Source organism: Cryobacterium sp. PAMC25264 (assembly GCF_019443325.1).
GTDB lineage: Bacteria > Actinomycetota > Actinomycetes > Actinomycetales > Microbacteriaceae > Cryobacterium.
Genome location: NZ_CP080383.1, coordinates 1,026,429 through 1,048,181 on the forward strand (window position 1 = coordinate 1,026,429; position 21,753 = coordinate 1,048,181).

23 protein-coding genes and 1 pseudogene are annotated in these 21,753 nt (G+C 67.8%); 15 read left to right on the forward strand and 9 right to left on the reverse strand.

Annotated features, from left to right (window positions below):
• Positions 1-120 precede the first annotated feature (120 nt).
• Together KY500_RS04670 and KY500_RS04675 are read right to left on the reverse strand one after the other, a co-directional pair.
• Complete coding sequence (locus KY500_RS04670; RefSeq protein ID WP_219900421.1) at positions 121-1,677, reverse strand: IS1182 family transposase; 1,557 nt, start codon at positions 1,675-1,677, stop codon at positions 121-123.
• Positions 1,678-1,750: 73 nt separating this feature from the next.
• A complete protein-coding gene (locus KY500_RS04675; protein ID WP_219902536.1) occupies positions 1,751-2,479 on the reverse strand; it encodes a phosphatase PAP2 family protein in 729 nt (242 codons plus the stop codon).
• Between the two features lie 118 nt (positions 2,480-2,597).
• Between KY500_RS04675 and KY500_RS04680 the strand changes: the two genes are divergently transcribed.
• Both KY500_RS04680 and KY500_RS04685 read left to right on the forward strand, forming a co-directional pair.
• Positions 2,598-3,086, forward strand: a complete 489-nt coding sequence (locus KY500_RS04680; protein ID WP_219902537.1) for a heme-degrading domain-containing protein — start codon at positions 2,598-2,600, stop codon at positions 3,084-3,086.
• Positions 3,083-4,075 (forward strand): Gfo/Idh/MocA family protein, encoded by a 993-nt coding sequence (locus tag KY500_RS04685; protein ID WP_219902538.1) that lies wholly within the window; start codon positions 3,083-3,085, stop codon positions 4,073-4,075. Before KY500_RS04680 ends, KY500_RS04685 begins: the two co-directional genes overlap by 4 nt.
• Before the next feature lie 337 nt (positions 4,076-4,412).
• On the opposite strand, the gene KY500_RS19150 is transcribed toward KY500_RS04685, so the two are convergent.
• Positions 4,413-4,559, reverse strand: a complete 147-nt coding sequence (locus KY500_RS19150) for a hypothetical protein (protein WP_255579968.1) — start codon at positions 4,557-4,559, stop codon at positions 4,413-4,415.
• On the opposite strand from KY500_RS19150, the pseudogene KY500_RS19155 reads away from it, so the two are divergent.
• Positions 4,522-4,710 (forward strand): annotated as a pseudogene (locus KY500_RS19155) (pseudouridine synthase); the annotation flags it as partial. The gene KY500_RS19150 and the pseudogene KY500_RS19155 overlap by 38 nt on opposite strands.
• A gap of 101 nt (positions 4,711-4,811) precedes the next feature.
• Positions 4,812-5,174, forward strand: coding sequence for a hypothetical protein (locus KY500_RS19160; protein WP_255579969.1), 363 nt, complete (start codon positions 4,812-4,814; stop codon positions 5,172-5,174).
• Between the two features lie 42 nt (positions 5,175-5,216).
• Here KY500_RS19160 and KY500_RS04695 read toward each other — a convergent pair whose 3' ends face one another.
• Positions 5,217-5,720: a histidine phosphatase family protein gene (locus KY500_RS04695; protein WP_219902539.1), complete on the reverse strand. Its 504-nt coding sequence runs from the start codon at positions 5,718-5,720 to the stop codon at positions 5,217-5,219.
• A 153-nt stretch (positions 5,721-5,873) separates the two neighbouring features.
• Between KY500_RS04695 and pgi the strand changes: the two genes are divergently transcribed.
• Both pgi and KY500_RS04705 read left to right on the forward strand, forming a co-directional pair.
• Entirely contained in the window at positions 5,874-7,601 is a 1,728-nt protein-coding gene (pgi, locus tag KY500_RS04700; protein ID WP_219902540.1) for a glucose-6-phosphate isomerase, read from the forward strand.
• Positions 7,602-7,722: 121 nt separating this feature from the next.
• The gene (locus KY500_RS04705) at positions 7,723-8,430 is read left to right on the forward strand and encodes a CoA pyrophosphatase (RefSeq protein WP_219902541.1); all 708 of its coding nucleotides are present in this window, start codon (positions 7,723-7,725) and stop codon (positions 8,428-8,430) included.
• A gap of 6 nt (positions 8,431-8,436) precedes the next feature.
• Here KY500_RS04705 and KY500_RS04710 read toward each other — a convergent pair whose 3' ends face one another.
• Positions 8,437-9,000, reverse strand: coding sequence for a TetR family transcriptional regulator (locus tag KY500_RS04710; RefSeq protein WP_219902542.1), 564 nt, complete (start codon positions 8,998-9,000; stop codon positions 8,437-8,439).
• A 102-nt stretch (positions 9,001-9,102) separates the two neighbouring features.
• Between KY500_RS04710 and KY500_RS04715 the strand changes: the two genes are divergently transcribed.
• Genes KY500_RS04715 through KY500_RS04730 form a run of 4 tightly spaced genes read left to right on the forward strand, consistent with a single transcriptional unit; the run spans position 9,103 to position 12,277 of the window.
• Positions 9,103-10,221 (forward strand): zinc-binding alcohol dehydrogenase family protein, encoded by a 1,119-nt coding sequence (locus tag KY500_RS04715; RefSeq protein WP_219902543.1) that lies wholly within the window; start codon positions 9,103-9,105, stop codon positions 10,219-10,221.
• A 42-nt stretch (positions 10,222-10,263) separates the two neighbouring features.
• Positions 10,264-10,854 (forward strand): RNA polymerase sigma factor, encoded by a 591-nt coding sequence (locus tag KY500_RS04720; RefSeq protein WP_219902544.1) that lies wholly within the window; start codon positions 10,264-10,266, stop codon positions 10,852-10,854.
• The gene (locus KY500_RS04725; RefSeq protein ID WP_219902545.1) at positions 10,854-11,450 is read left to right on the forward strand and encodes a hypothetical protein; all 597 of its coding nucleotides are present in this window, start codon (positions 10,854-10,856) and stop codon (positions 11,448-11,450) included. The genes KY500_RS04720 and KY500_RS04725 overlap by 1 nt, the downstream gene beginning before the upstream one ends.
• Complete coding sequence (locus tag KY500_RS04730; protein WP_219902546.1) at positions 11,447-12,277, forward strand: hypothetical protein; 831 nt, start codon at positions 11,447-11,449, stop codon at positions 12,275-12,277. Before KY500_RS04725 ends, KY500_RS04730 begins: the two co-directional genes overlap by 4 nt.
• A 21-nt stretch (positions 12,278-12,298) precedes the next feature.
• Here the strand turns inward: KY500_RS04730 and KY500_RS04735 are convergent, their stop codons facing one another.
• Positions 12,299-13,321, reverse strand: coding sequence for a TerC/Alx family metal homeostasis membrane protein (locus KY500_RS04735; protein ID WP_219902547.1), 1,023 nt, complete (start codon positions 13,319-13,321; stop codon positions 12,299-12,301).
• 314 nt (positions 13,322-13,635) lie between these two features.
• Positions 13,636-15,480, reverse strand: coding sequence for a DEAD/DEAH box helicase (locus tag KY500_RS04740; RefSeq protein ID WP_219902548.1), 1,845 nt, complete (start codon positions 15,478-15,480; stop codon positions 13,636-13,638).
• 469 nt (positions 15,481-15,949) lie between these two features.
• Between KY500_RS04740 and KY500_RS04745 the strand changes: the two genes are divergently transcribed.
• The 5 genes from KY500_RS04745 to KY500_RS04765 all read left to right on the forward strand — a co-directional run bounded on the left by KY500_RS04745 (position 15,950) and on the right by KY500_RS04765 (position 19,553).
• The gene (locus KY500_RS04745) at positions 15,950-16,204 is read left to right on the forward strand and encodes a DUF1272 domain-containing protein (protein WP_255579918.1); all 255 of its coding nucleotides are present in this window, start codon (positions 15,950-15,952) and stop codon (positions 16,202-16,204) included.
• Positions 16,205-16,287: 83 nt separating this feature from the next.
• The gene (locus KY500_RS04750; protein WP_219902550.1) at positions 16,288-17,088 is read left to right on the forward strand and encodes a slipin family protein; all 801 of its coding nucleotides are present in this window, start codon (positions 16,288-16,290) and stop codon (positions 17,086-17,088) included.
• A 63-nt stretch (positions 17,089-17,151) separates the two neighbouring features.
• Positions 17,152-18,840 (forward strand): long-chain-fatty-acid--CoA ligase, encoded by a 1,689-nt coding sequence (locus tag KY500_RS04755; RefSeq protein ID WP_219902551.1) that lies wholly within the window; start codon positions 17,152-17,154, stop codon positions 18,838-18,840.
• A gap of 112 nt (positions 18,841-18,952) precedes the next feature.
• The gene (locus KY500_RS04760; RefSeq protein ID WP_255579792.1) at positions 18,953-19,402 is read left to right on the forward strand and encodes a DUF6325 family protein; all 450 of its coding nucleotides are present in this window, start codon (positions 18,953-18,955) and stop codon (positions 19,400-19,402) included.
• A 1-nt stretch (position 19,403) separates the two neighbouring features.
• Positions 19,404-19,553: a hypothetical protein gene (locus KY500_RS04765; RefSeq protein ID WP_219902552.1), complete on the forward strand. Its 150-nt coding sequence runs from the start codon at positions 19,404-19,406 to the stop codon at positions 19,551-19,553.
• Positions 19,554-19,592: 39 nt separating this feature from the next.
• On the opposite strand, the gene KY500_RS04770 is transcribed toward KY500_RS04765, so the two are convergent.
• Both KY500_RS04770 and KY500_RS04775 read right to left on the reverse strand, forming a co-directional pair.
• Positions 19,593-21,185 (reverse strand): cellulose binding domain-containing protein, encoded by a 1,593-nt coding sequence (locus KY500_RS04770; protein WP_219902553.1) that lies wholly within the window; start codon positions 21,183-21,185, stop codon positions 19,593-19,595.
• 148 nt (positions 21,186-21,333) lie between these two features.
• Complete coding sequence (locus KY500_RS04775) at positions 21,334-21,519, reverse strand: hypothetical protein (protein ID WP_219902554.1); 186 nt, start codon at positions 21,517-21,519, stop codon at positions 21,334-21,336.
• Positions 21,520-21,753 lie beyond the last annotated feature (234 nt).

Here is a 21,753-nt window from a genome sequence, read left to right on the forward strand (position 1 = left end):
AGTCGGGTGTGGTCGTGTTTGGGCTGCTTGCGGGATCGATTCGGTGTCGCGAGTCTGGCCAGTAGAAGGTGGTCGTCGGGGTCGGTGTGAGGGCTGGGGTGTCTGCCCTGCCTGGGGTCTTCAGCCAAGTGCCCAAACCCCGTTCTGGCTGGTGAGGCCAAGGCTCAGGAGTCGTTTCAGGTTGATCGCGGCGGCGCGGTTGTTCCACCAGGCGTGGTTCTTCACGACGCCGCGGTAAGGGACTCGTCTCGCGCCGCGAGTCATCCATGCGATCGAGCGTTCAACCATCGGCCGGTGCTGCCGGTAGACGGCTTGAAAGTCAGGGTCCAGCGCGCGTGCGCGGTGCTCGCGTTGGATCTGCTGCTGCGGATGCAAAACCATTTTGCGACCGTCGACGGCGCTCGTGCACTGGGCTCGGAGCGGGCAGCTCGCGCAAACGGCGCCAAATGTGACATTACGTTTCACGGTGATCGGTCGGGTGTTCCCCGCAGGACACGTCACCGTGCGCTTAGCTTCGTCGATGCTGAAGTCATCGATTGTGAATCCGCCCGGAACCGCCCGACTCAACGGCATCGGTTTGATGATCGGAACATGCCCGGCCGCGGTGACCTCGGCGAGGAGGTCCCCGCTGCCGTAGGCAGAATCACCGAGGACCTCGACCGTGTCCGAGCCGATGCTCGTGTCAGCGGCCACCAGGGCCGCGCCGCGGGCCGCGTCACTGTTCTTGGGCCCGGACGCTTTCGTCAACACGGCCGCGGTCACCAGACCCGTATCGGGCTCGATCGCGATGTGGGCTTTGAAACCGTCTTGCTTCTTCTCCCGGCTCTTGTGCGCGTGGCGGGCGTCCGGGTCAACGGTCGAGATCACCCGGTCCGGCGCGACCTTCCGCGCGATCCGCCACCGCCCATCCGAGCCATCGGACCCCTCAGCCGGCTCGACGTCCTGGCCCGCGACGAGGGCGAGCAACGCGACCGTCTCCTGCTGCGAGTCGGTCAATGACGTCGTGTCGATTGCCGCAAGCAACGCCAGGGCGTCGGTCACGAGGCGGGAAACGAGTTCGTCCCTGGCCGCCTTGTCGTCCCAGGCGATGTCGGGCTTGCCGGGCTTCTCGTAGTCATGGCCGGGCAGGCCGGCCACGATCATGTCGGCGCCGGGGATCTCCCGACCGACCCGGCGGATCTGCGCGACCAACTGCGTCACCGTGTCCTGGCGGGCGACCGCGTCATCCAAAATCGTGGAGTCCAACGCCCGCCGCTTCCGACCCGACAACGCCCCAGAACCGGCAATAACCTCGGCGACGGCGTCGAAAATTCGGTGCGGGCGGGTGCTTGCCGCGAGGCGGCGTCGCCAATACGTCAACACCGTCGGGTGGAACGATGTTTCCGTCAACCCGAACCCGCAGGCCGCTTTCCACCGCAGATCAAACGTGACGGCTTCCGCGGTTTCCCGGTCCGATAACGAGTGCAGGGTCTGCAGCACCATCACCGATGCGATCACGTCCGCGGGCGTCGAGGGCCGGCCACGACCCGACGGAAACAGGTCCGCGAACGCGTCATCCGGGAACAACTCGTGCCGGTGCTCAGCGAGAAAAGCGAACACCGACCCCGCCGGCAACATGTGCCCAGCGAACACACCGACATCCAACAACTGACGCTGACCATCATCACGACCCTGCATGAATCAAGTCTTAAACACCTCCGCCGAAACCAACAAAGGCGCGCCTTAAACGCCCCGATAAATCAGCAGTCTCCTAGACGGCGTCGCGTTCCTCGGATGCGTCGGCCGCCGGCCTCACTCGCGCCCGCCGGGTCAGGGCCACCGTGTGCTCACCGTCGAGCTTGGCCGCCACGGGCGCCCACAGCAGCACCGCCACCCCGATGCCGAGCAGCAGCGCGCCCACGGTGTCGGTGAGCCAGTGCGCGCCCAGATAGGTGCGGCTGAGCATCATGAGCATCGTGTACCCGGCCGCGGCGAGCCAGACCCAGAGGCGCGGAAAGAGCAGCACCAGCACCGCGGAGGTCACCGCCGCATTGGCCACATGCCCGGACGGAAACGAGCCGAAGTCGAGGTTGGTGAGCACGTTCTCCGGGCGCGCCCGGCCGAAGAAGTGTTTGAGCAACTGCACAACACCGCCGGTGGCGAGGCTGGCGGCGAGGAAGTAGCCGGCAGCCCAGGGGCGCCGGGCGAGAAGAAGGGCGGCACAGATCACGGCCGGGATCAGCAGGGTCGCGACCAACCCGCCGCCGAGGGCATCCATCACCAGGGCCACCGAGTCCCACACGGGCGCGCGGTTCTCGGTGAGGTCGTTGAACCAGGCGGTGTCGATGGCCAGAGGCATGCCCTGCTCACGCACCACGATCAGGGCGCCGAGGCCCACGGCGAGGCCGAGGGCGATGGCGCCGCTCAAGACCGGCCACCAGCGGGAGACCCGTTTCGCTCGGGGTTGTGCCGCGACCTCCGGATGGCGTGGCGTCGTCATCTGCTCAATGCTAGGCGGTGCCGCCGTACCGTCGGATCCATTTGCGGAGTGCCGCAGGCACCGATAGCGTGCAGACTAGTGCGGCGCAGAGGCCCACCTCAACGGATACGGACCCTCGATGTCGACCACCCCAGACCCCGCAGCCCGCGACCTGCTTCCGATTCTTCAGGAGCAGAATGACAGGATCGGCTTCGTCTCCTTCGACCACGACGACGCGTTCGCGCTCGGCACCGCCCTGGTGCAGCGGGCCGTGACGGAGGACCTAGCGATCACGGTGTCCATCGTGTTCGGTGAGCAGCGCGTCTTCCACGCCGCGCGCCCGGGCACCACCGCGGACAACGACGACTGGCTGGCCCGCAAGTTCCGGGTCGTGTCCCGGTACAACGTGCCGTCCTTTCTGGTCAGCACCAAATACCGGGCTAGGGGCGAGGACTTCAACAAGGCCACCGGCCTGCCCATCAACCTGTACGCGGCGGCCGGCGGCGCCTTCCCGCTGCGGGTGAACGGCTCCCTGATCGGAGCGCTCGGGGTCTCCGGGCTGCACGAGAGCATCGACCACGAACTCGCGGTCTGGGCGCTCGAGGCTGCACAGACGGCCTCTGCATGACCCGCGATGCTGCGATGCCACGCTGGGCGATCCTCGGAACCGGCGCCATCGCCGAGCAGACCATCGGCGACATCAGGCTGGCGGGCAACATCGACATCGTGGCAGTGGCCTCTCGCACGGCGGCCACAGCCGAGGACTTCGCCGCCCGCCACGGCATCCCACGTGTGTTCGCGTCGGTGGAGGATGCGCTCGGCAGCGCCGAGATCGACGCCGTGTACATCTGCACACCGCACAGCAGCCACTTCGACCTGACCCGGCAGGCCCTACACGCAGGCAAGCATGTCCTCTGCGAAAAGCCCCTCACCCTCACAGCCGGCCAGAGCCGGGAATTAGCCGAGCTCGCCGCCGCCCGGGGACTTTTCCTCATGGAGGCCATGTGGATGAAATTTACGCCGGCCGTGCTGCACGTGCAGGAGCTCATCCGGTCCGGTGCCATCGGTGAGGTGCGCTCGGTCGAATCCAGCATGGGCTACAACTTCCCCCGCACCGAGACCAGCCGGCTCTGGAACCCCGACCTCGGCGGCGGGTCGCTGCTCGATCTCGGCGTGTACCCCGCGGCGTTCGCCCAGCTGCTGCTTGGCACACCGCAGAGTGTCGCGGCCCAGGGCGTGATGCAGACGGACGGAGTGGATGTTCGTTCGACCCTGCATCTGACCTACTCCGACGACAGGTTCGCCACCGTCACCAGCACCCTCACCGAGGTCATCATGGCGTTCGCCGTGGTCGGCGGCACGGCGGGCACCATCGTGATGGATCCGACGTTTTTCGCGGGCGGCGCCATCCACTGCTACTCCGCGCCGGACTACACGGCGCAGACGACGACGGTGCCGATCGAGGGCGCCGGCTATGTGCCGATGTTCCGCGCCGTGGGCGAGGCCCTCGTCGCCGGCCTCACCGAACACCCCCGGCATCCGCTTGCCGACACCATCGCGGTTCTCGCGGTCGTCGACGAGGCACGACGGCTGCTCGCCGCCGCGCGCCCGAGGTGACAGTGCAGGGCGACGCAGGTTTACGAGGAGAAAGGTCGCAAATTAGGACGTGATTTCACATCCCGTCCTCGTAATCTCACTTTGTCCCGATATCGCGGTGAGCCCACGGGGTGGAGAGACTGGGTGCGAGGCCCGCTTGGTGAGCATACGATCGGTGGATGCCCCCACGCTCGCCCCTGCCACATCGACACGGGCTGGAAGCAGCATGGGTGTGCACCCCGGAGCGCGACCGACCGGCCGCGCCGCAGCCGACCTGGCCGACCATGGGTGCCTGGCTAGAGGAACGGCTGAGCGAGTTCGTGGAGGTGACCGGGTTTCTGGCCGACGGGAGATTCGTCTACGAGAACGGCACCCCGGTCGCCGGGACCGACCCGTACCGCCCCACCACGTTCGTCTGGTTCCACCGGGACCTGGCCGACGAGCCGGTCGTGCCGGGCAGGCTGCACATGGTCTGCCGGGACGAGCGGATCGTCGTGATCGACAAGCCACCGTTCCTCTCCAGCATTCCGCGGGGCCGGCACGTCGTGCAGAGCGTCGTGGTTCGACTGCGCGCCGAACTGGGCCTACCCGAACTCTCTCCTTTGCACCGCCTGGACCGGGTGACCAGTGGCCTGCTGGTCCTGGCCACCGAACGCCGCTGGCGCGGTGCCTACCAGACCCTTTTCCAACGCGGCGAGGTGCACAAGGTGTACCGGCCCTGGCGCAACTCCGCCCGGAGCTCGACCTGCCGGTCACGGTGCAGAACCACCTGGCGACCCGGCCCGGTCAGTGGCAGGGCGAGGTGGTGCCCGGCGCCCCGGTCAACGCCGAGTCCCGCATCGAGCTGGCTGCCGTACACGGGGAGTCGGGGGAGTACCGGCTCACGCCCACGACCGGGCGCACCCACCAGTTGCGCTTGCACATGCTGGGCCTCGGTATCCCGATCAGCGACGACCCGATCTACCCCGTAGTGCAGGATGTGTCGGTGCACGACTTCACCCGGCCGCTTCAGCTGCTGGCCAGCGAGGTGGCCTTCACCGACCCGATCGACGGAGCGGTCCGGCAGTTCGAGAGCGTGCGGCGGCTCCCGCTCGGCGCGGAGGCTGTCACAGCGGACTAGGGAGGGGCGGACGAGCCCCTCGCAGCAGCTCGTCGAGTGCGGCTAGTCGAGCCCGGCCGGGCTGGGGCGGCCAGAAGAGAGGAGAACCGCGGTCGAGGCCGTCAGTTCAGCCCAGCCACCCGGCACACCGAGCACGGCCAGGGCCGATGTCGACATCCTGACGCTCTCCCCGGTGAGCGCGTAGACCAGCTCCTCAAGCCCGGGATTGTGGGCCACGAGAATCACGCTCTCCAGCTCGTCGGGCAGTTCCCGCACGATCTCGAGCAGATCGTTCACGGATGCGGCATACGCGCGCTCGTCGATGCGCGCCTCGGGGGCGATGCTCAGCTCCGCCGAGGCCAACGCCCAGGTGCTGCGGGCCCGCGTGGCGGGGGAGACGATGGCCAGATCGAGGGCGGGGTAGTGCTCGTCCAGCCAGCTGCCGGCATCCGGTGCCTGGCTCTGCCCACGGGAGTTGAGCGTGCGGTCGATGTCGGCTTCGCCGCCCGACCAGTCGGACTTGGCGTGCCGGAGCACGATGAGGGTTCGCTCACTGCGTGTGGTCATCCCCCTAGTCTGCACCCGCACCGCCGCCGGCAGCCCGGGAACGCCGGGTCACGATGTGCGGTGAGGCGCAGCGTGGCAATAGGCTTGCACCCGGACCGCCTCGCAATGCTGCGGGAGTTGTGGACCGTGTTCTGACGCATCCAGGAGGGCCTCGTGGCCGAAAATACCCCCGTTGATCCCACTTCGACCGACGCGTGGAAGCAGCTCGGCGGCATCGCCGACGGCTTCTCGCCCGACCTGCGCGGATGGTTCGACGCCGATGCCGGTCGCGCCGATCGCTACACGTTCCAGGCGGCCGACCTCACCGTCGACCTGTCCAAGGGCCTCATCACCGAGGAGATCCTCGGCCACCTTGTGCAGCTCGCCCAGGACGTCGATGTCGCGGGGCGCTACCAGGCGATGATCGCCGGTGAGCACATCAACGCCACCGAAGACCGCGCGGTGCTGCACACGGCGCTCCGCCGCCCCCAGGGCGCCACCGGCCTGGTGCCGCCGGCCGGCTTCATCGTGGACGGCCAGGACGTCGACGCCGACGTGCACGCCACACTCGACAAGGTCTACGCGTTCGCCGACAAGGTGCGCTCCGGCGCCTGGACCGGCGTGACCGGCAAGCCGATCAGCACCGTGGTCAACATCGGCATCGGCGGGTCCGACCTCGGCCCGGTAATGGTCTACGAAGCCCTCAAGCCCTACGTGAAGCCGGGCCTCGAGGTGCGCTTCGTCTCGAACATCGACCCGACCGACGTCTACGAGAAGACCGTCGGCCTCGACCCTGAGACCACCCTGTTCATCGTCGCCTCCAAGACTTTCGGCACCCTCGAAACCCTCACAAACGCCCGCCTGGCGCGTGAGTGGCTCTGGGCGGAGCTGGCCTCCGCCGGCGTTCTCGACGACACGGATGCGGCCCGCACGGATGCCGTCGCCAAGCACTTCGTCGCCGTCTCCACGGCTCTCGACAAGGTCAAGGCCTTCGGCATCGACCCCGAGAACGCGTTCGGTTTCTGGGACTGGGTCGGCGGCCGCTACTCGGTCGACTCCGCCATCGGCACCTCGGTGGTCATCGCCATCGGACCCGACAACTGGCGCGAGTTCCTCGCCGGCTTCCACGCCATCGACGAACACACACGCACCACGCCGCTCGAGCAGAACGTGCCGGTTCTCATGGGCCTGCTCAACGTCTGGTACACCAACTTCCTGGGCGCCCAGAGCCACGCGGTGCTCCCGTATGCGCAGTACCTGCACCGCTTCCCGGCCTACCTGCAGCAGCTCACCATGGAGTCCAACGGCAAGAGTGTGCGCTGGGACGGCAGCCCGGTCACGACCGACACCGGCGAGGTCTTCTGGGGCGAACCGGGCACCAACGGCCAGCACGCGTTCTACCAGCTCATCCACCAGGGCACCCGGCTGGTCCCGGCGGACTTCATCGCCGTGGCCAACCCCGCGCATCCGTTGAAGGACGAGACCGGCGACGGCGCGGGAGTCGAGCCGGGCCAGGACGTGCACACCCTGTTCATGGCCAACTACTTCGCCCAAACCAAGGCGCTGGCCTTCGGCAAGACCGCCGACGAGGTGCGCGCCGACGGCGTCGCGGAGTCGATCGTTCCGGCCCGCGTGTTCAGTGGCAACCGGCCGACCACGTCGATCCTCGCGCCCGCGCTCACTCCGAGCGTGGTCGGTCAGCTCATCGCGCTCTACGAGCACATCGTTTTCGTCGAGGGCACCATCTGGGGAATCGACTCCTTCGACCAGTGGGGCGTGGAACTGGGCAAGCAGTTGGCGCTGCAGGTCACCCCCGCGGTTCAGGGCGACAGTGCGGCGCTCGAGGCTCAGGACTCATCGACGAAGGCACTGATCGCCAAATACCTGGAACTGCGCGACTAGTCGGCGTCGCCGCGGCGGTCCTCGCTCGCGGCACCCGCTGCGCCCCGTGTGGGCGACCGCTCCCGCTACAGCGGGTGCGGTCGCCGGTATGCGGTGCCAAGACGGTGCGTAGGCTGGATCCATGCTTCGCACTAAGAATCGACGCGCCGAACTGGCGGCACTGTGCGAGCGCGGCCTGGACTGGCATACCGGTGGCACCCGGGTGCTCCCGCGGGCCGCGAATGCCCGGCGCGCGGCCGTGCTGGTGCTCTTCGGGGTGCTCGACGCCGTGCCGGCGCAGACGGCATCGGCCGGCCCCGCCGGAGCCCGAACGTTTCGCGGTGAGGTGCCGCGCGATCTCGACGTCCTCCTGCTCCGGCGCGCATCGACACTCGGCAGCCACCCGGGCCAGATCGCGTTCCCGGGCGGCCGGCTCGAAGCATCCGATAGCGGACCCATCGCGGCGGCACTGCGCGAGGCTGTTGAAGAAACCGGGCTGGATCCCGCGGGTATCGAACCTCTCGGCACGCTGCCGTCGATACCCGTGCCGGTGAGCAATCACCTGGTCATCCCGGTGCCAGCCTGGTGGACCCGGCCGTCGCAGGTCGCCGCCATGGACCATGCCGAGACCGTCGACGTGTTCAGGGTTCCCGTTGCCGACCTCCTCGACCCAGCCAACCGGGCGAACACCGAGCACACCCGGGCACGCACGCGCTATCGGGCGCCGGCATTCACCGTGGACGGCCGCCTGGTGTGGGGCTTCACCGCCATCGTGCTCTCGCGCATGTTCGACGAGCTCGGCTGGTCGGTGCTGTGGGATGTCGACCGTTTGGTGCACCCCGACAGCTGAGGTGGCTCAACGGCCGGCCGTTACGTCCTTCAGCCGCTGCAGGGCCCCGCGGATGCACGCAGGCAGGTTGGTCTGCGCCTCTGGCGCGATCCACTCGTAGAAGCCGATCTTGAAGACGGTGACCGCCACCTCGGCGGCGAGGTCCGCGGTCATCGGGTCCACGCCCCGATGGCGCAGTGCCTCGGCCGCGGCCGCGGCGATGCCCGCGACCTTGTGCAGCTCGCGCTCCTGCAGGCTCGCATTGGCGGCGACGATCGTGGCTCGCGTGCGGGCATAGTTCCGGTCGCCGAAGAGCGCCACGGCGCTTTCCATCGCCGATCCCACGGTGTCGATCGCCGTCAGCCCCTCTGGCGCGGACTGGATGGCGTGCACCACGGCGTCCTGCAGGTAGGTCAGGCCCTCGAAGAGCACTTCGCGTTTGTCGGGGAAATGCCTGAAGAAGGTGCGCTCGGTCAGCCCGGCGCGCTGGGCGATGTCCAGGGCCGTGGTCTGGTCGAAGCCCCGTTCCACGAAGAGCTCGAACGCGCCGCTCGACAGGCGCCCGCGCGCATCCGGTTCCCAACGTCCCATACGCCCAGTCTAGTGATGTCTGTGACTGTCATCGTGTGCTACCGTCATGTCAGCGACTGACATCCCACCCGGTCAGACCGTCATCGATCCGAAGGAGATCCCATGCCCGCCAATACCGCCGCCTGGCTCGGCGCCAACCGGGCCCCGCTCGATGTGCGCCCCGCGCCCTACACTGCGCCGGGTGAGAACGAGATCGTCGTCAAGAACCACGCCGTGGCTGTCAACCCGCTGGAGTGGATCCTCCAACTGGTCGGCGACGTGATCTACCCCTGGCTGAAGTATCCGTTCGTGCTGGGCTCGGATGTGGCCGGGGAGGTCGTCGAGGTCGGCCCCGGCGTCACCAGGTTTGCCGCGGGTGACAGGGTGCTCGGCCACGCCGTCGGTACTGACAAGGACGCCAACACCTCGGCCGGCGGCGCCTTCCAGCGCTACACGGTCCTCCTGGAGCGGATGGCGGCGCCGATCCCCGACTCGATGCCGTTCACGGATGCCGTGGTGCTGCCGCTGGCGCTGTCCACCGCGGCCTGTGGCCTGTTCCAGAAGGATCAACTTGCCCTGCGCTACCCGTCGGCCGCTCCCACGCCGACCGGCCAGACCGTCCTGATTTGGGGTGGCTCCACGAGCGTGGGCAGCAACGCCATTCAGCTGGCCGTCGCCGCCGGCTACGAGGTGATCACCACCGCCTCGCCCCGCAACTTCGACTACGTGCGCGCCCTCGGTGCCAGCCAGGTCTTCGACTACGCGAGCCCGACCATTGTCGCCGATCTCATCGCAGCACTCGCGCGCGCAACGCTCGCCGGCGCACTGGCCCTGGGTGCGGGATCCGCCTCGGCCTGTGCGGACGTGCTGGCCGCCAGCCGGGGAAGAAAGTTCATCGCCCTGGCGAGCACTCCTGCAACCTTCGAGAGCCTCGCCGACCAGCGCGGTATTCGGTGGCGGCTGCCCCGGATCCTGATGACGATCGGGTTGTCGTCGGCCCGTTTCGCGGTGTCGAGCCGGCTGCGCGGCATCCGTTCGAAGGCGATCTTCGGAACGTCGTTGAAGAACAACGAGGTCTCCACCCTGATCTACCAGGACTTCCTACCGCAGGCTCTCGCCGACGGGCGGTACACAGCCGCACCCACGCCCATGGTGGTGGGTCACGGCCTCGAGCAGCTGCAGCTGGCGTTGGACACGCAGCGCCGGGGAGTCTCAGCACGCAAGGTGATCGTCACGTTGTAGCGGCGGGAGGGAACCGATCGTCTTGTACGGACATTATTAGGTATGACGGCAGCCCGGGGGACCAACGAGTACGAGGTGTGGGCTCTGGCCGTCGAGGGGGATGCGGGGGCGTTCGGGGAACTCTTCGATGAGCACCGTGACCGGGTATTCGGCCACGCCCTGCGCGCCCTCGCCTCACGGCACGACGCCGAGGATGCCACGGCGATAGTGTTCCTGGAGCTGTGGCGGCACCGGCGCCGGGTGCGGGTGGTCAATGGGTCGGTGATCGGCTGGCTCCTGGTGACAACCAACAACGTCTGCCGCAACCAAGCCCGATCCAGGCGGCGCTACAGCCTGGCCCTGTCGAAGCTCACACCGGAGCGCTCGCATCCGGACCCATCGGACGAGCTCGGCGCGGAGCTGGATCGCGCCCGCACCGCGCCAGGGGTCCGCGAGGTGTTCGCGCAACTCAACGCCCGCGACCAAGACATCCTCACACTCTGCGTGCTCGAGGAACTGACCACCGCCGAGGCGGCCGTGGCCCTGCGGATTCCGATCGGAACCGTGAAATCCCGGCTGTACCGGGCCAAGAACCGCATGGCCGACCTGATGCTGCAGAACGCACCCGACGTGAGAGAGGGATGGAGCCTGTGATGAACCCCGACCCGACCGACGATCCGCGCGACCGCCCCACCGACAACCCGGAATTCGACCCCCGGCGCAGCGCCGAGATCCGTGCCCTGCTCATCCGCACGGTGGCCGGCACCCCGCGTGCCCGGCGGGCACGGTTGTCTCGCCCGGCGTTCGCGCTGGCCGCCTCCGCCGCGCTGCTGTTCGCCGGCGGTGTGGGAGCAGGCACCGTGGTGGCCATCGACAGGTTCGCGGACCCTCTCGTGGCTCAGGATGCCAGTGGCGCGCCGGAGTCCGCCAAGCCGGCGATCGGTGAGAGCTATGAGGTCCAGAGCCTGCAGGGCGTCAGCGCTCAGAGCCAGGACGTCGCTGCCACCAGCGGCTCCGCCGGTGACAGCGACCTGCCACCAAGGACGGCGGCGGACCTCGTTCCGATTCTGACGTTGAACGGCCAAATCGCCTACGCCTATCCGAGCGACATCGACCTGGCCCGCACCAACGTTCCTCTGGGCGCCACTGGAGGCTTCCTCGATACGGTACCCGCCGGGCAGATACCGATCTATCTGGCCGACGGCGTGACGCTCTTCGGCTACATCGACTCGTCGCGACTCCTCAAATGACGCGCACACGGGTCGCGGCCGCCGCCGTGCTGCTGCTTATGGTCCTACCGGTAGTCGGTTGTGCCCACGGAGCTGCCGACACGGAAGCGCTCAGAGTCGACGGAGAGGCCACCGCCGTTCCCGCTGCCCCGGCCGTCGACAGGTTCGGCTGCGGGATCACCGTGACCCCGGCCCTGGCCGTGGTCGGCGAGAACGTGGTCGTCTCGCGGGGGCCTGTCTCACCTGGGGACGTCTGCACCACACTGGCTCCCGGCACGATCCAGACAATCGAGCTGCGCTCGAGTCATTGGAACGACGTGGCCCGGCAGACTGCACCGGCGACTGTAGCCGCCGACGGTTCCTTCGAAGCGACGCTGACGGTGCCGCTCGATATCCGCCTCGGTCAGGTGCAGATCACCGTAATCCCGCCCGCCGAGTCCGACTGCACCGAGGCCGCCATCGCGGCCGGCACACCCGACGACTGCTACTTTCCAGGAACGAGTTTCACGGCGCAGTTCGCTCCCGAGAGCCTCTCGCCGGTGCGGATCGTCACGACAGAGGCCGAGACCCCAGCACCGCCGTTGGACGAATCCGACTCCTACGCGCTGGCGGGCCCAGGCCCTGATGAGCTGACTCTCGTCATCTACGGATCCGCGTGTCCGAGCCGGCCGGCGGGATTCGTACATGACGCGGCAGGCGACACCCTGAAGATCGTCAGTGCCTCGAGCACCGACATCTGCGCCCAGCCCCGGGTTCCCTGGACGACGGTGATCGAGGTTCCCGACGCGTACCGCGACTATCGCAGTGTGAGCGTCGACAACCTCGAGACCACCCTCATCAATCAGTGAGCGTGGACTGGTGCGCGCCGGTTAATGCGAGTCCTTCGCCTGGGTGATCGGCTCGCCCTCGACCTGGCCGCGGTCGGCCTTGGCGGCGTCCCCGCGGGTCTTCGCGAGGCTGGCGATGGTGGCCACGGCCACGGTGGCGGCGATGAAGACCAGGGAGAACCAGATCGGGATCTCGGGCACCCACACGATGGGTTCGCCGCCGTTGATGAACGGCACCTCGTTGACGTGCAGGGCGTGGAAGACCAGCTTGAGGCCGATGAAGCCGAGGATGACGGCCAGGCCCTGAGAGAGGTAGACCAGGCGTTCGAGCAGCCCGCCGATCAGGAAGAACAGCTGGCGCAGACCCATCAGGGCGAACGCATTGGCGGTGAAGACGATGTAGGCCTCGGAGGTGAGCCCGTAGATCGCGGGGATGGAGTCGATGGCGAAGACCAGGTCGATGAAGCCGATCGCGATGATGGTGAGCAGCATCGGGGTGACGAAGCGCTTGCCGTTGATCTTGGTGGTGAGCTTGTCGCGGTCATATTCCTCGCTGACCGGCAGCACCCGGCGGGCCAGGCGCACGAAGAGGTTGTCGGCCGGGTTGCCCTCGTGGCCGCGCACCTGCATGTAGGCGAGCACGAACAGCAGAGCGCCGAAGAGGTAGAAGACCCAGGAGAAGTTCTCGATCAGGGCCGCGCCCACCGCGATGAAGCCACCGCGCATGATCAGGGCGATGATGATGCCGAACATCAGCACCTTCTGCTGATACGCCTTGGGCACCGAGAATGCCGCCATCACGATCAGGAAGACGAAGAGGTTGTCGATCGACAGGGCCTTCTCGGTGAGGTAACCGGCGAAGTATTCGCCGCCGTAACGCCAGCCGGAAACGATGCCGATACCGACACCGAAGAGCAGCGCGAGACCGATGTAGAAGGCAGACCACCGCGCGGACTCGCCGACGGTGGGCTCGTGAGGCTTGCGCACGTGGGCGAAGAACTCATAGGCGAAGAAGGCGATCGTCACGGCGATGGTGATGATCCAGATGGTGGGAGTGATGTTCAAGGAGAGCTCCAGGGCATGCGTGATGGACGGAGATCAAGGTCTCTTCCACCCGGCGGCCACTGAGGCAATCGAGCCGGCGTCCCGGGACTCTTCGTTAAGTCCGTACTGACGGGTGCGCCGCGTGGGAGTACTCCCCTTGCTTGATCAACAGTAGAGGACTTTTGCTGAGATGTCGCCCCACGCGGCCCCAGGTGGCGAATCCGGCTCGTTGCACGGGTCGCCAAAAACACGCAGCGCGGGTCAGACGCCGCTACGCAGGTGGCACGCACCCCGCGAAACGGCGCCTGACCCGCGCAAGGGTCAAACGATTCTGATTAGTAGCGGCGCGGCGGACGCTCGGAGCGGTCGCCCTGCTGCGGGCGGTCGTTACGGCCGGCCGAGGCACCGTTGTCGGCGTGGATCTCGATCAGCTTGCCGCTGATGCGGGTCGCCGAGAGGCGCCCCAGCACGTCGCTGGACAGGTCGGCGGGCAGGTCCACCAGGGAGTACTCGGGCAGGATCTGGATCGCGCCGAAGTCCTCACGGCTGAGGCCACCCTCGTTGGCCAGCGCGCCGACGATCTGGCGCGGCTCGACCTTGTGGCGCTTGCCCACCTCGATGCGGAACGAGGCCATGGCCCGGCTGCTGTCACGTGAACGGCGCTCGGGACGCTCGCTGCGAAGCGGACGATCGTCACGGCTGCCGCGGTCATCACGGCTGCCGCGGTCGTCGCGGCGTTCGCGCACGGGGCGGTCGCCCCGGTCGCGGTCGCGGTGCTCGGTGCGCTCCCGGTCGAACCGGGCCGCGGCCCGCACGTCGTCGGCGTTGAGCAGCAGCGGGGTCTCACCCTGGGCGACCACGGCGAGGGCGGCGGCCACATCGGCCTCCGGCACGTCGTGGTGCTCCACGTAGTGGCCCACGATGTCGCGGAACGCGGCGATGCGCGCGGTCTGGTCCAGTGCCGCCGTGATGGCGTCGTCGAAGCGGGTGAGGCGGGTGGAGTTCACGTCCTCCACGCTCGGCAGCTGCATCTGGGTGAGCGGCTGACGGGTGGCCCGCTCGATGGCGTTGAGCAGGTGGCGCTCGCGCGGGGTCACGAAGCTGATCGCGGCACCGCTGCGGCCGGCCCGGCCGGTGCGGCCGATGCGGTGCACGTACGACTCGGTGTCGATCGGGATGTCGTAGTTGATGACGTGGCTGATGCGCTCCACGTCCAGGCCGCGGGCGGCCACATCCGTGGCGACAAGAATGTCGAGCTTGCCGTTCTTGAGCTGCTCCACCGTGCGCTCACGCTGCACCTGGGGCACGTCACCGTTGATGGCCGTGGCGGAATAGCCGCGCGCACGCAGCTTCTCGGCGAGGGTCTCGGTCTCGTTCTTGGTACGGGTGAAGACGATCATGCCCTCGAAGTTCTCGACCTCGAGGATGCGGGTGAGCGCGTCGACCTTCTGCGGGTAGGACACCAGCAGGTAGCGCTGGGTGGTGTTCGCCGAGGTCGTGGTCTTGTTCTTGACCGTGATCTCTTCGGGGTCGTTGAGGTACTGCTTGGAGATGCGGCGGATCGCGGCCGGCATGGTGGCCGAGAACAGGGCCACCTGCTTGTCGTCCGGGGTGTCGGCGAGGATCGTCTCGACGTCCTCGGCGAATCCCATCTTGAGCATCTCGTCGGCCTCGTCGAGGACCAGGTACTTGAGCTGGGTGAGGTCCAGGGTGCCCTTTTCGAGGTGGTCCATGATGCGGCCGGGGGTACCGACGACAACGTGCACGCCGCGACGCAGCGCAGACAGCTGGATGCCGTAACCCTGTCCGCCGTAGACGGGCAGCACGTGCACGCCCTTCATGTGGGCGGCGTACTTCTCGAACGCCTCGCAGACCTGAAGGGCGAGCTCGCGGGTGGGCGCGAGGACCAGGGCCTGCGGGCTCTTCTGGGACAGGTCGAGGCGGGAGAGGATCGGCAGCGCGAAGGCGGCCGTCTTGCCGGTGCCGGTCTGGGCCAGGCCCACGACATCGCGGCCGTCGAGCAGCGGGGGAATGGTCGCGGCCTGGATGGCCGACGGGGTTTCGTAGCCGACGTCCTTCAGTGCCTTGAGAACGGAGTCGCTGAGCCCAAGCTCGGAGAAGGTGATCGTCGCGCGGGCAGTGTCTGCCTCGGTCGGTGCAGTTGAATCAGGAGGCGTCATACTACTACGGTAGTCGGTCGCGCTGAGCCCCCCGTTCGTGTGCGGCGTATTTGCCCGGTTTTGTGCGGATCCGCTCCGATATTTCTTCAGTTCCGCCGTGTGACGGGTGCTCAAACAGGGAAGAGGGCTCGTCTGGAATAATGCTCCCACGTCCTTTTCTCCAGGAACGAGTCCCACCCACGAGCTGGAGTCGATTGCTCAAGCCGGCGATCTCCATGGACACCTTCGTACCGCCCCTGCTGGCCGGAATGTTCCGGGAACAGGCAGATGGCGTGACCGCCGGGGCGACCGCCGATCACATCGAACTGCCCATCGTCGCCGTCGACGACATCGGTGAGGCCGCGGCCACGGCAGGTCTGTTCCGAGGAGGTTCGGTCTGCGCCCACTCAGTTTTGCCGACGTCCTGGTGGGGTACGCCGGTACGATTCGATCCTGACGCTCGCAGACAAGGAGACAGCGAATGCTTGAGATGCGACCGAATTGCGAGTGCTGTGACCGGGACCTTTCCCCGTCGGGTGACGACGCCCTCATCTGCTCCTTCGAGTGCACCTGGTGTGCCGAGTGCGTGCGCTCGTTCCCCGACGGGGCCTGCCCGAACTGCGGCGGCGTGCTGGTGCGGCGGCCGAGCCGCGCGGCGCACAAACTCCTGTCGGCTCCTGCATCGACGACCCGGGTGCTCACGCCCGGCTGCGCGGCGGAGTCGGCGGTGGCTCCGCCGCTGTAGAACTGCACCCGCACTGGCGGAGGCCGCGTCCCGGGCGCAGAATGACGCGCAAGAGGACTTGCTGGCCGAGGGAGGTCGTTCTCATGGTGTGGTTCTGGGTGCTTCTCGTGCTCGCCCTGATTCTGCTGATCGTTCTGCTGTCGTTCTCGATCCGGGTGGTCACCCAGTACGAACAGGGTGTGCTGCTGCGGTTCGGCCGACTCGTCGGGGTGCTCAAGCCCGGGGTGCACCTCATCATCCCCTTCGTGGATGTGATGACCCGGGTGTCTCTGCGCATCGTGACGTTGCCCATCGAGTCGCAGGGCATCATCACCCGCGACAACGTGAGTGTCGGGGTCTCCGCGGTCGCGTACTACCGCATCATCGACTCGGTGAAGTCCGTCGTGGAGATCGAGAACGTGCAGTCCGCCATAGAACAGATCGCCCAGACCACCCTGCGCAAGGTGGTCGGCCAGCACGCCCTCGACGAGACGCTCGCCAATACCGAGGTGCTCAACGTCAACGTGCGCGAGATCCTGGATGCGCAGACGCTGGGCTGGGGCGTGGAAGTCACCCTGGTCGAGCTTAAGGACATCCTTCTGCCGGAATCCATGAAACGGTCGATGGCCAAGCAGGCCGAGGCCGAGCGGGAGAAGCGGGCCAAGATCATCAACGCCGAGGGAGAACAACTCGCCGCTGCCAAGCTCGGCGACGCGGCCGACACGATGATGAAGCATCCGATCGCCTTGCAGTTGCGGAACCTGCAGACCCTGGTGGAGATCGGCGTCGACAAGAACACCATCGTGGTCTTCCCTGCCCCGCTGATGAGCACCATCAGTGAACTGGGCACCTTCCTCGCCCGGGAGACCCGGAACTCGGCCGTTTTCCCGGCGGACACCGACTGACCGGCACCACCGGGCGCGCCGTGTCGTGCCCCGGCGAGGCACGGATCGCGGGAGGATGTCCCCATGGCCAATACTGAGCAGCAGCCCTGGGTGAAGCACTACCAACCGGGCGTGCCCGCCGAGATCGATCTGCCCACTGCCTCGCTCGTGGAGATGCTCGAGCACGCGGTGGCCGAGGCGGGTGACCTGCCGGCGCTGGAGTTCTTCGGGCGCCGCACCACGTACACGGAACTCGGCGACCAGGTCGATCGGGCCGCGGAGGGCCTGCGCCTGCTGGGCGTGCGGGCCGGCGACCGTGTGGCGCTGATCCTGCCCAACTGTCCGCAGCACGTCGTGGCGTTCTACGCGGTTCTGCGCCTGGGCGGCGTGGTCGTGGAGCACAACCCGCTGTACACCTCCCCGGAGTTGCGGCACCAGTTCGAAGATCACCAGGCCCGCATCGTGATCGCCTGGGACAAGGTCGCCCCCACCGTGCGCGCATTCCCCGCCGACATCGAGATCGACCACGTCATCTCGGTGAGCCTGCTGCAGGAGTTCCCCACCCTGAAACGCCTGGCGCTGTACCTCCCGGTGAAGAGCCTGCGCGAGTCCCGGGAGGCGCTCAGCGGCGCGGCCCCTGGCACGACGCCGTGGAAGGACCTGCTCACGCACGGCGCCATCGACCCGACGCATCCGCGACCGGGCCTGCACGACCTGGCGGCCATCCAGTACACCTCGGGCACCACCGGCCGGCCCAAGGGGGCCATGCTCACGCACTACAACCTGCACTGCAACGCGCTGCAGGGTGAGGCCTGGATGCACGGTGCCGAGTACCGCAAGGAGATCTTCTACGCGATCCTGCCGATGTTCCACTCGTTCGGCCTTACCCTGTACCTCACCTACGGCATCCACAAGCAGGCGTTGCTCGTGTTGTTCCCGAAATTCGATCCCAAGCTCGTGCTCGACGCCATGAAGAAGTCGCCGGCCACCGTGTACTGCGCCGTGCCGCCGATCTACGAGCGCACCGCGCTCGCCGCGAAGGAGCGCGGCGTCTCGTTGCGGTCCTGCCGCTTCTGCATCTCCGGCGCCATGAACCTGCCCGACCATGTGGTCGAATTGTGGGAATCGGTGTCCGGCGGGCTGCTCGTGGAGGGTTTTGGCATGACCGAGGCGTCACCGGTGGCGCTCGGCAACCCGTTCTACCCCACCCGCAAGCCCGGCACCGTCGGCATCCCGTTCCCGTCCACACTGATGAAGGTCACCGACATCGACGACCCCACCGTCGAGGTGCCCCACGGACAGCCGGGAGAGCTTCTGATCAAGGGGCCGCAGGTGTTCCAGGGCTACTGGAACAACCCCGAAGAGACCGCAAAGACCCTCACACCGGACGGGTGGCTGCGCTCGGGTGACATCGTCACCCAGGACGACGACGGCTTTGCCACCATCGTTGACCGGGCTAAAGACCTGATCATCACGGGCGGGTTCAATGTCTCGCCCACCGAGGTCGAGACCGTGCTGCGACTGCACGCGTCGGTGATGGACGCGGCCGTGTTCGGCAAGCCGCTCGAACGCGGCGGCGAGCTGGTCGTGGCCGCGGTGGAACTCGAACCCGGCGCCACCCTGGACGAGAAGGCCCTGCAGGACCACTGCCGGGAGCACCTGGCCGCCTACAAGATCCCGCGCCGGATCGTGCAGATCACCGAGACCCCACGCTCGATGCTGGGCAAGGTTCTGCGCCGCAAGGTGCGTGAGCAGGTGCTGCCCACCCTCTGAGCCATGGCTCGTGCTCGTGGTGCCTGTCCGTCTGCTTCACCCTGGGCGGGTGACGCGGCCGAGTCGCTTTGGTTGAACACTGACACGTCCTGACCCTGACGAAGTGGAGTGGATGATGACCGATACCCTCGACGAACTCGGACCCGTGGACTGGATTGTGGTGGAGTTTCCGGGCAGCAGCTTCAACGGTTCGATCGCCCCGGAGCTCACCTCGCTCGTCGACCGGGGCCTGATCAAGATCCTGGACCTGTTGATCCTCAAGAAGGATGCCGCGGGCGGTCTGGAGATCGCGGAGCTCTCCGACGTCGAAGACGGTGAACTCGGCGAGCTGCGGGCATTCGAGACCGAACTGGCGACCTTGCTCAGCGAGGAAGACGTGATCGCCGCCGCCCAGGCCGTCGAGCCGGGAAGCAGTGCTGCGCTCCTGGTCTGGGAGAACCTGTGGGCGGCCCCATTCGGGGCGGTGGTGCGCAAGGCCGGCGGGCAGCTTGTGGCGAGTGGGCGCATCCCGGTGCAGGCGCTGGCGGCCGCCATCGAGGCCGACGAAACGCAGGAGGCCTGAGATGCCCATCGCAGCGCGGAGGGTCGGACGGCCGCGGGTGATCGGCGCACCCGTCGTGCGCACCGCCGCCACCGTGGGCACGGCGGCCGTCGTGGCGCACGGGGTGCGTCGGCGCGGCGACCGCAGGGACGAACGGCGGGAGCGGCGCTGAGCCGGCAGCTCGGCGAGTGAGGGTCTCGCGCCGAGCTCGCTAGCGGGTCGCGGCCACGAAGGCCGCGGCGAACGCCCAGCGTGGGCTGCTCACCCCAGAGCACATGTAGGCAGGGATACCGCCGGTGCAGGGCTGATCTCGAGTCATCTCCCACCAGCCGAGGCCGGCCAGCCCGTTGGTGCGTGCGAAGGCACCTACCGTGGTGGCGTCGGCCAGGCCGAACACCTCGCCGGCCACGTCGTTCTGCCCGACCATCGGGGTGACGGCCACGAGGGTCAGCCGTTCTGCCGCGGTGAGTCCCGCGAAGGCCGGGATGGTGCCGAGCTGGGCGGCCGTCGAGGTCGCGGCGGCGATGGCGGCAGCGCCCATGTTCCGGGTGCCGTCGCCGTAATCCATGGCCATCACGTTGACCGCGGACAGCGTGACGCCCGCCGTGGTGAACTCGGTGATGGTGCGCAGGCCGTTCTGCAGCAGTCCGGTGGGCATCACCGGCAGGGTCAGCGTGACCTGCAGCGGATGCCCGGCCGCGGCGCGCTGCGCCTGGAGGGCGGCGACAGCCGTGGCGCGCCTCTGATTGGCACCGGAGTCCGAGACGTCGGCGCCCTCGATATCGAAGTCGATCCGGTCGAGGGAGAACCGGGTGACCACCTTCGTGTACGCGGCGAGGAGACTGCCTGGTGTGGTGCAGACCCGGGCGAGTTCGTCGTTGATCGCACCGCCGAAGGAGGCCACGAACCGGCCCCCGCCGGACTGGAATGCTGTGATTGTGGCCAGCGAGTCGCCGGTGGAGCCCACCGCATAGTCGGTGTACCCGGCCCAGGTGGGGCTGCAGGGGGCGCCGCGATCGGCCACGATGAAGGCCCCGGTCACCGCGTTGACGCCGGCCTTGGCCGCGAAGGCCGGTAGGTCGGCGGTGGGCCAGAGTCCCAGGTCCACGTAGGGAGCGACCAGGAGGCCGCCGTCCGGCGCCGGTGCTGCCGGTGTCGATGTTGGTGTCGCTGTCGGTGTCGCCGTGGAGGGGGCGGTCGTCGGCGTTGCGGTCGGCGTGGGCGTGGCCGTCGCGGTGGGCTTCGGCGTGGAGGGTGGGGTTGAGCTGGGTGTGGGTGTCGGTGTCGGTGTGGCAGTCGCCGTCGGCGTGGCACCGGCTGTCGGCGTGGGCGCGGTGGCGCCCAGCGAGCCATTGATGCTGCACGGGATGGCAGCGGCGCCCGACGGCAGGCCGATCACGGTGCATCCGGACGGAATCAGCGGTGCCGTGCCTACCTTGAGGGAGGTCAGGCCGAACGAGGTGGCGGCGCCGGCAGCGAGCGTGGGAGCCCAGGATGGACCTGTCACCGAGAACCCGCCGGTGGCCGGGGCAGCGACACCGTTCCACAGCGTGTTCACCGTGTGGCTGTAGCTGAATGCGAGCTGCCACGGGCTGAGCTTGGTGCCCGAGCTGTTGCGCACGCCGACCTCGGACTGGAACCCGGTCGTCCAGACGTTGGTGTTCGTCCACGTCACCGCAACCGCCGCGGGTGCGGCGGCCAGGGCCGGAACCGCGGTTCCGGCGGCGAGTCCGAGGGTGAGGAGCATGGCGGAGCCGGCGGCGATCGCGATCGGGCGAAGCCGGCGGAAAGGTGACTCGTTCACGGTGTGTCCTCTGCGTGCATGCGGTGGGCGGAGTAGTAGTCAGTACTATCGTCCGTCGCGCCGGCGCGGTCAGGGCGCACGCACGAAAAGGGCGGCTCCCCGACGGGAGTCGCCCAGTCTCAGCGTTCAGTTGCGAACCGTGAAAGCCTCAGAGGTCAGTCGCCGAGGAGCGCGTCCACGGAGATGCCGCCCAGGGGCCGTTGACGGCGGCGTCGACGGCGTCGTTGTCGTCAATGAGCTGGGTGCTCGTCGAGGACGACGAGCTGTCGGTCTGTGCGGTGGAGCTGACGTTCTTGATCTCCGCGGCCTGGGCGGGGGCTCCGAGTCCGCCCACCTGAGGGCTGCTGTAGCTCCGTGAGCGCGGAGCGCGAGCCTGCCCGGATGGGTCCTGTGGTCGGAGCGGTGTGGTAATCCGGCCGTTCGGCACGGGCGTGCGCAGCCTGATTCGGTCCGAGATTGCTGTCGTGGCGGCGATCGTCATCCATGTCGGAGAGTGCGAGAAAAGCTGGAGAAGAATTGCGCAGAAATCCAATTGATTGACATTGCGACATTTAACGATATATCGTTG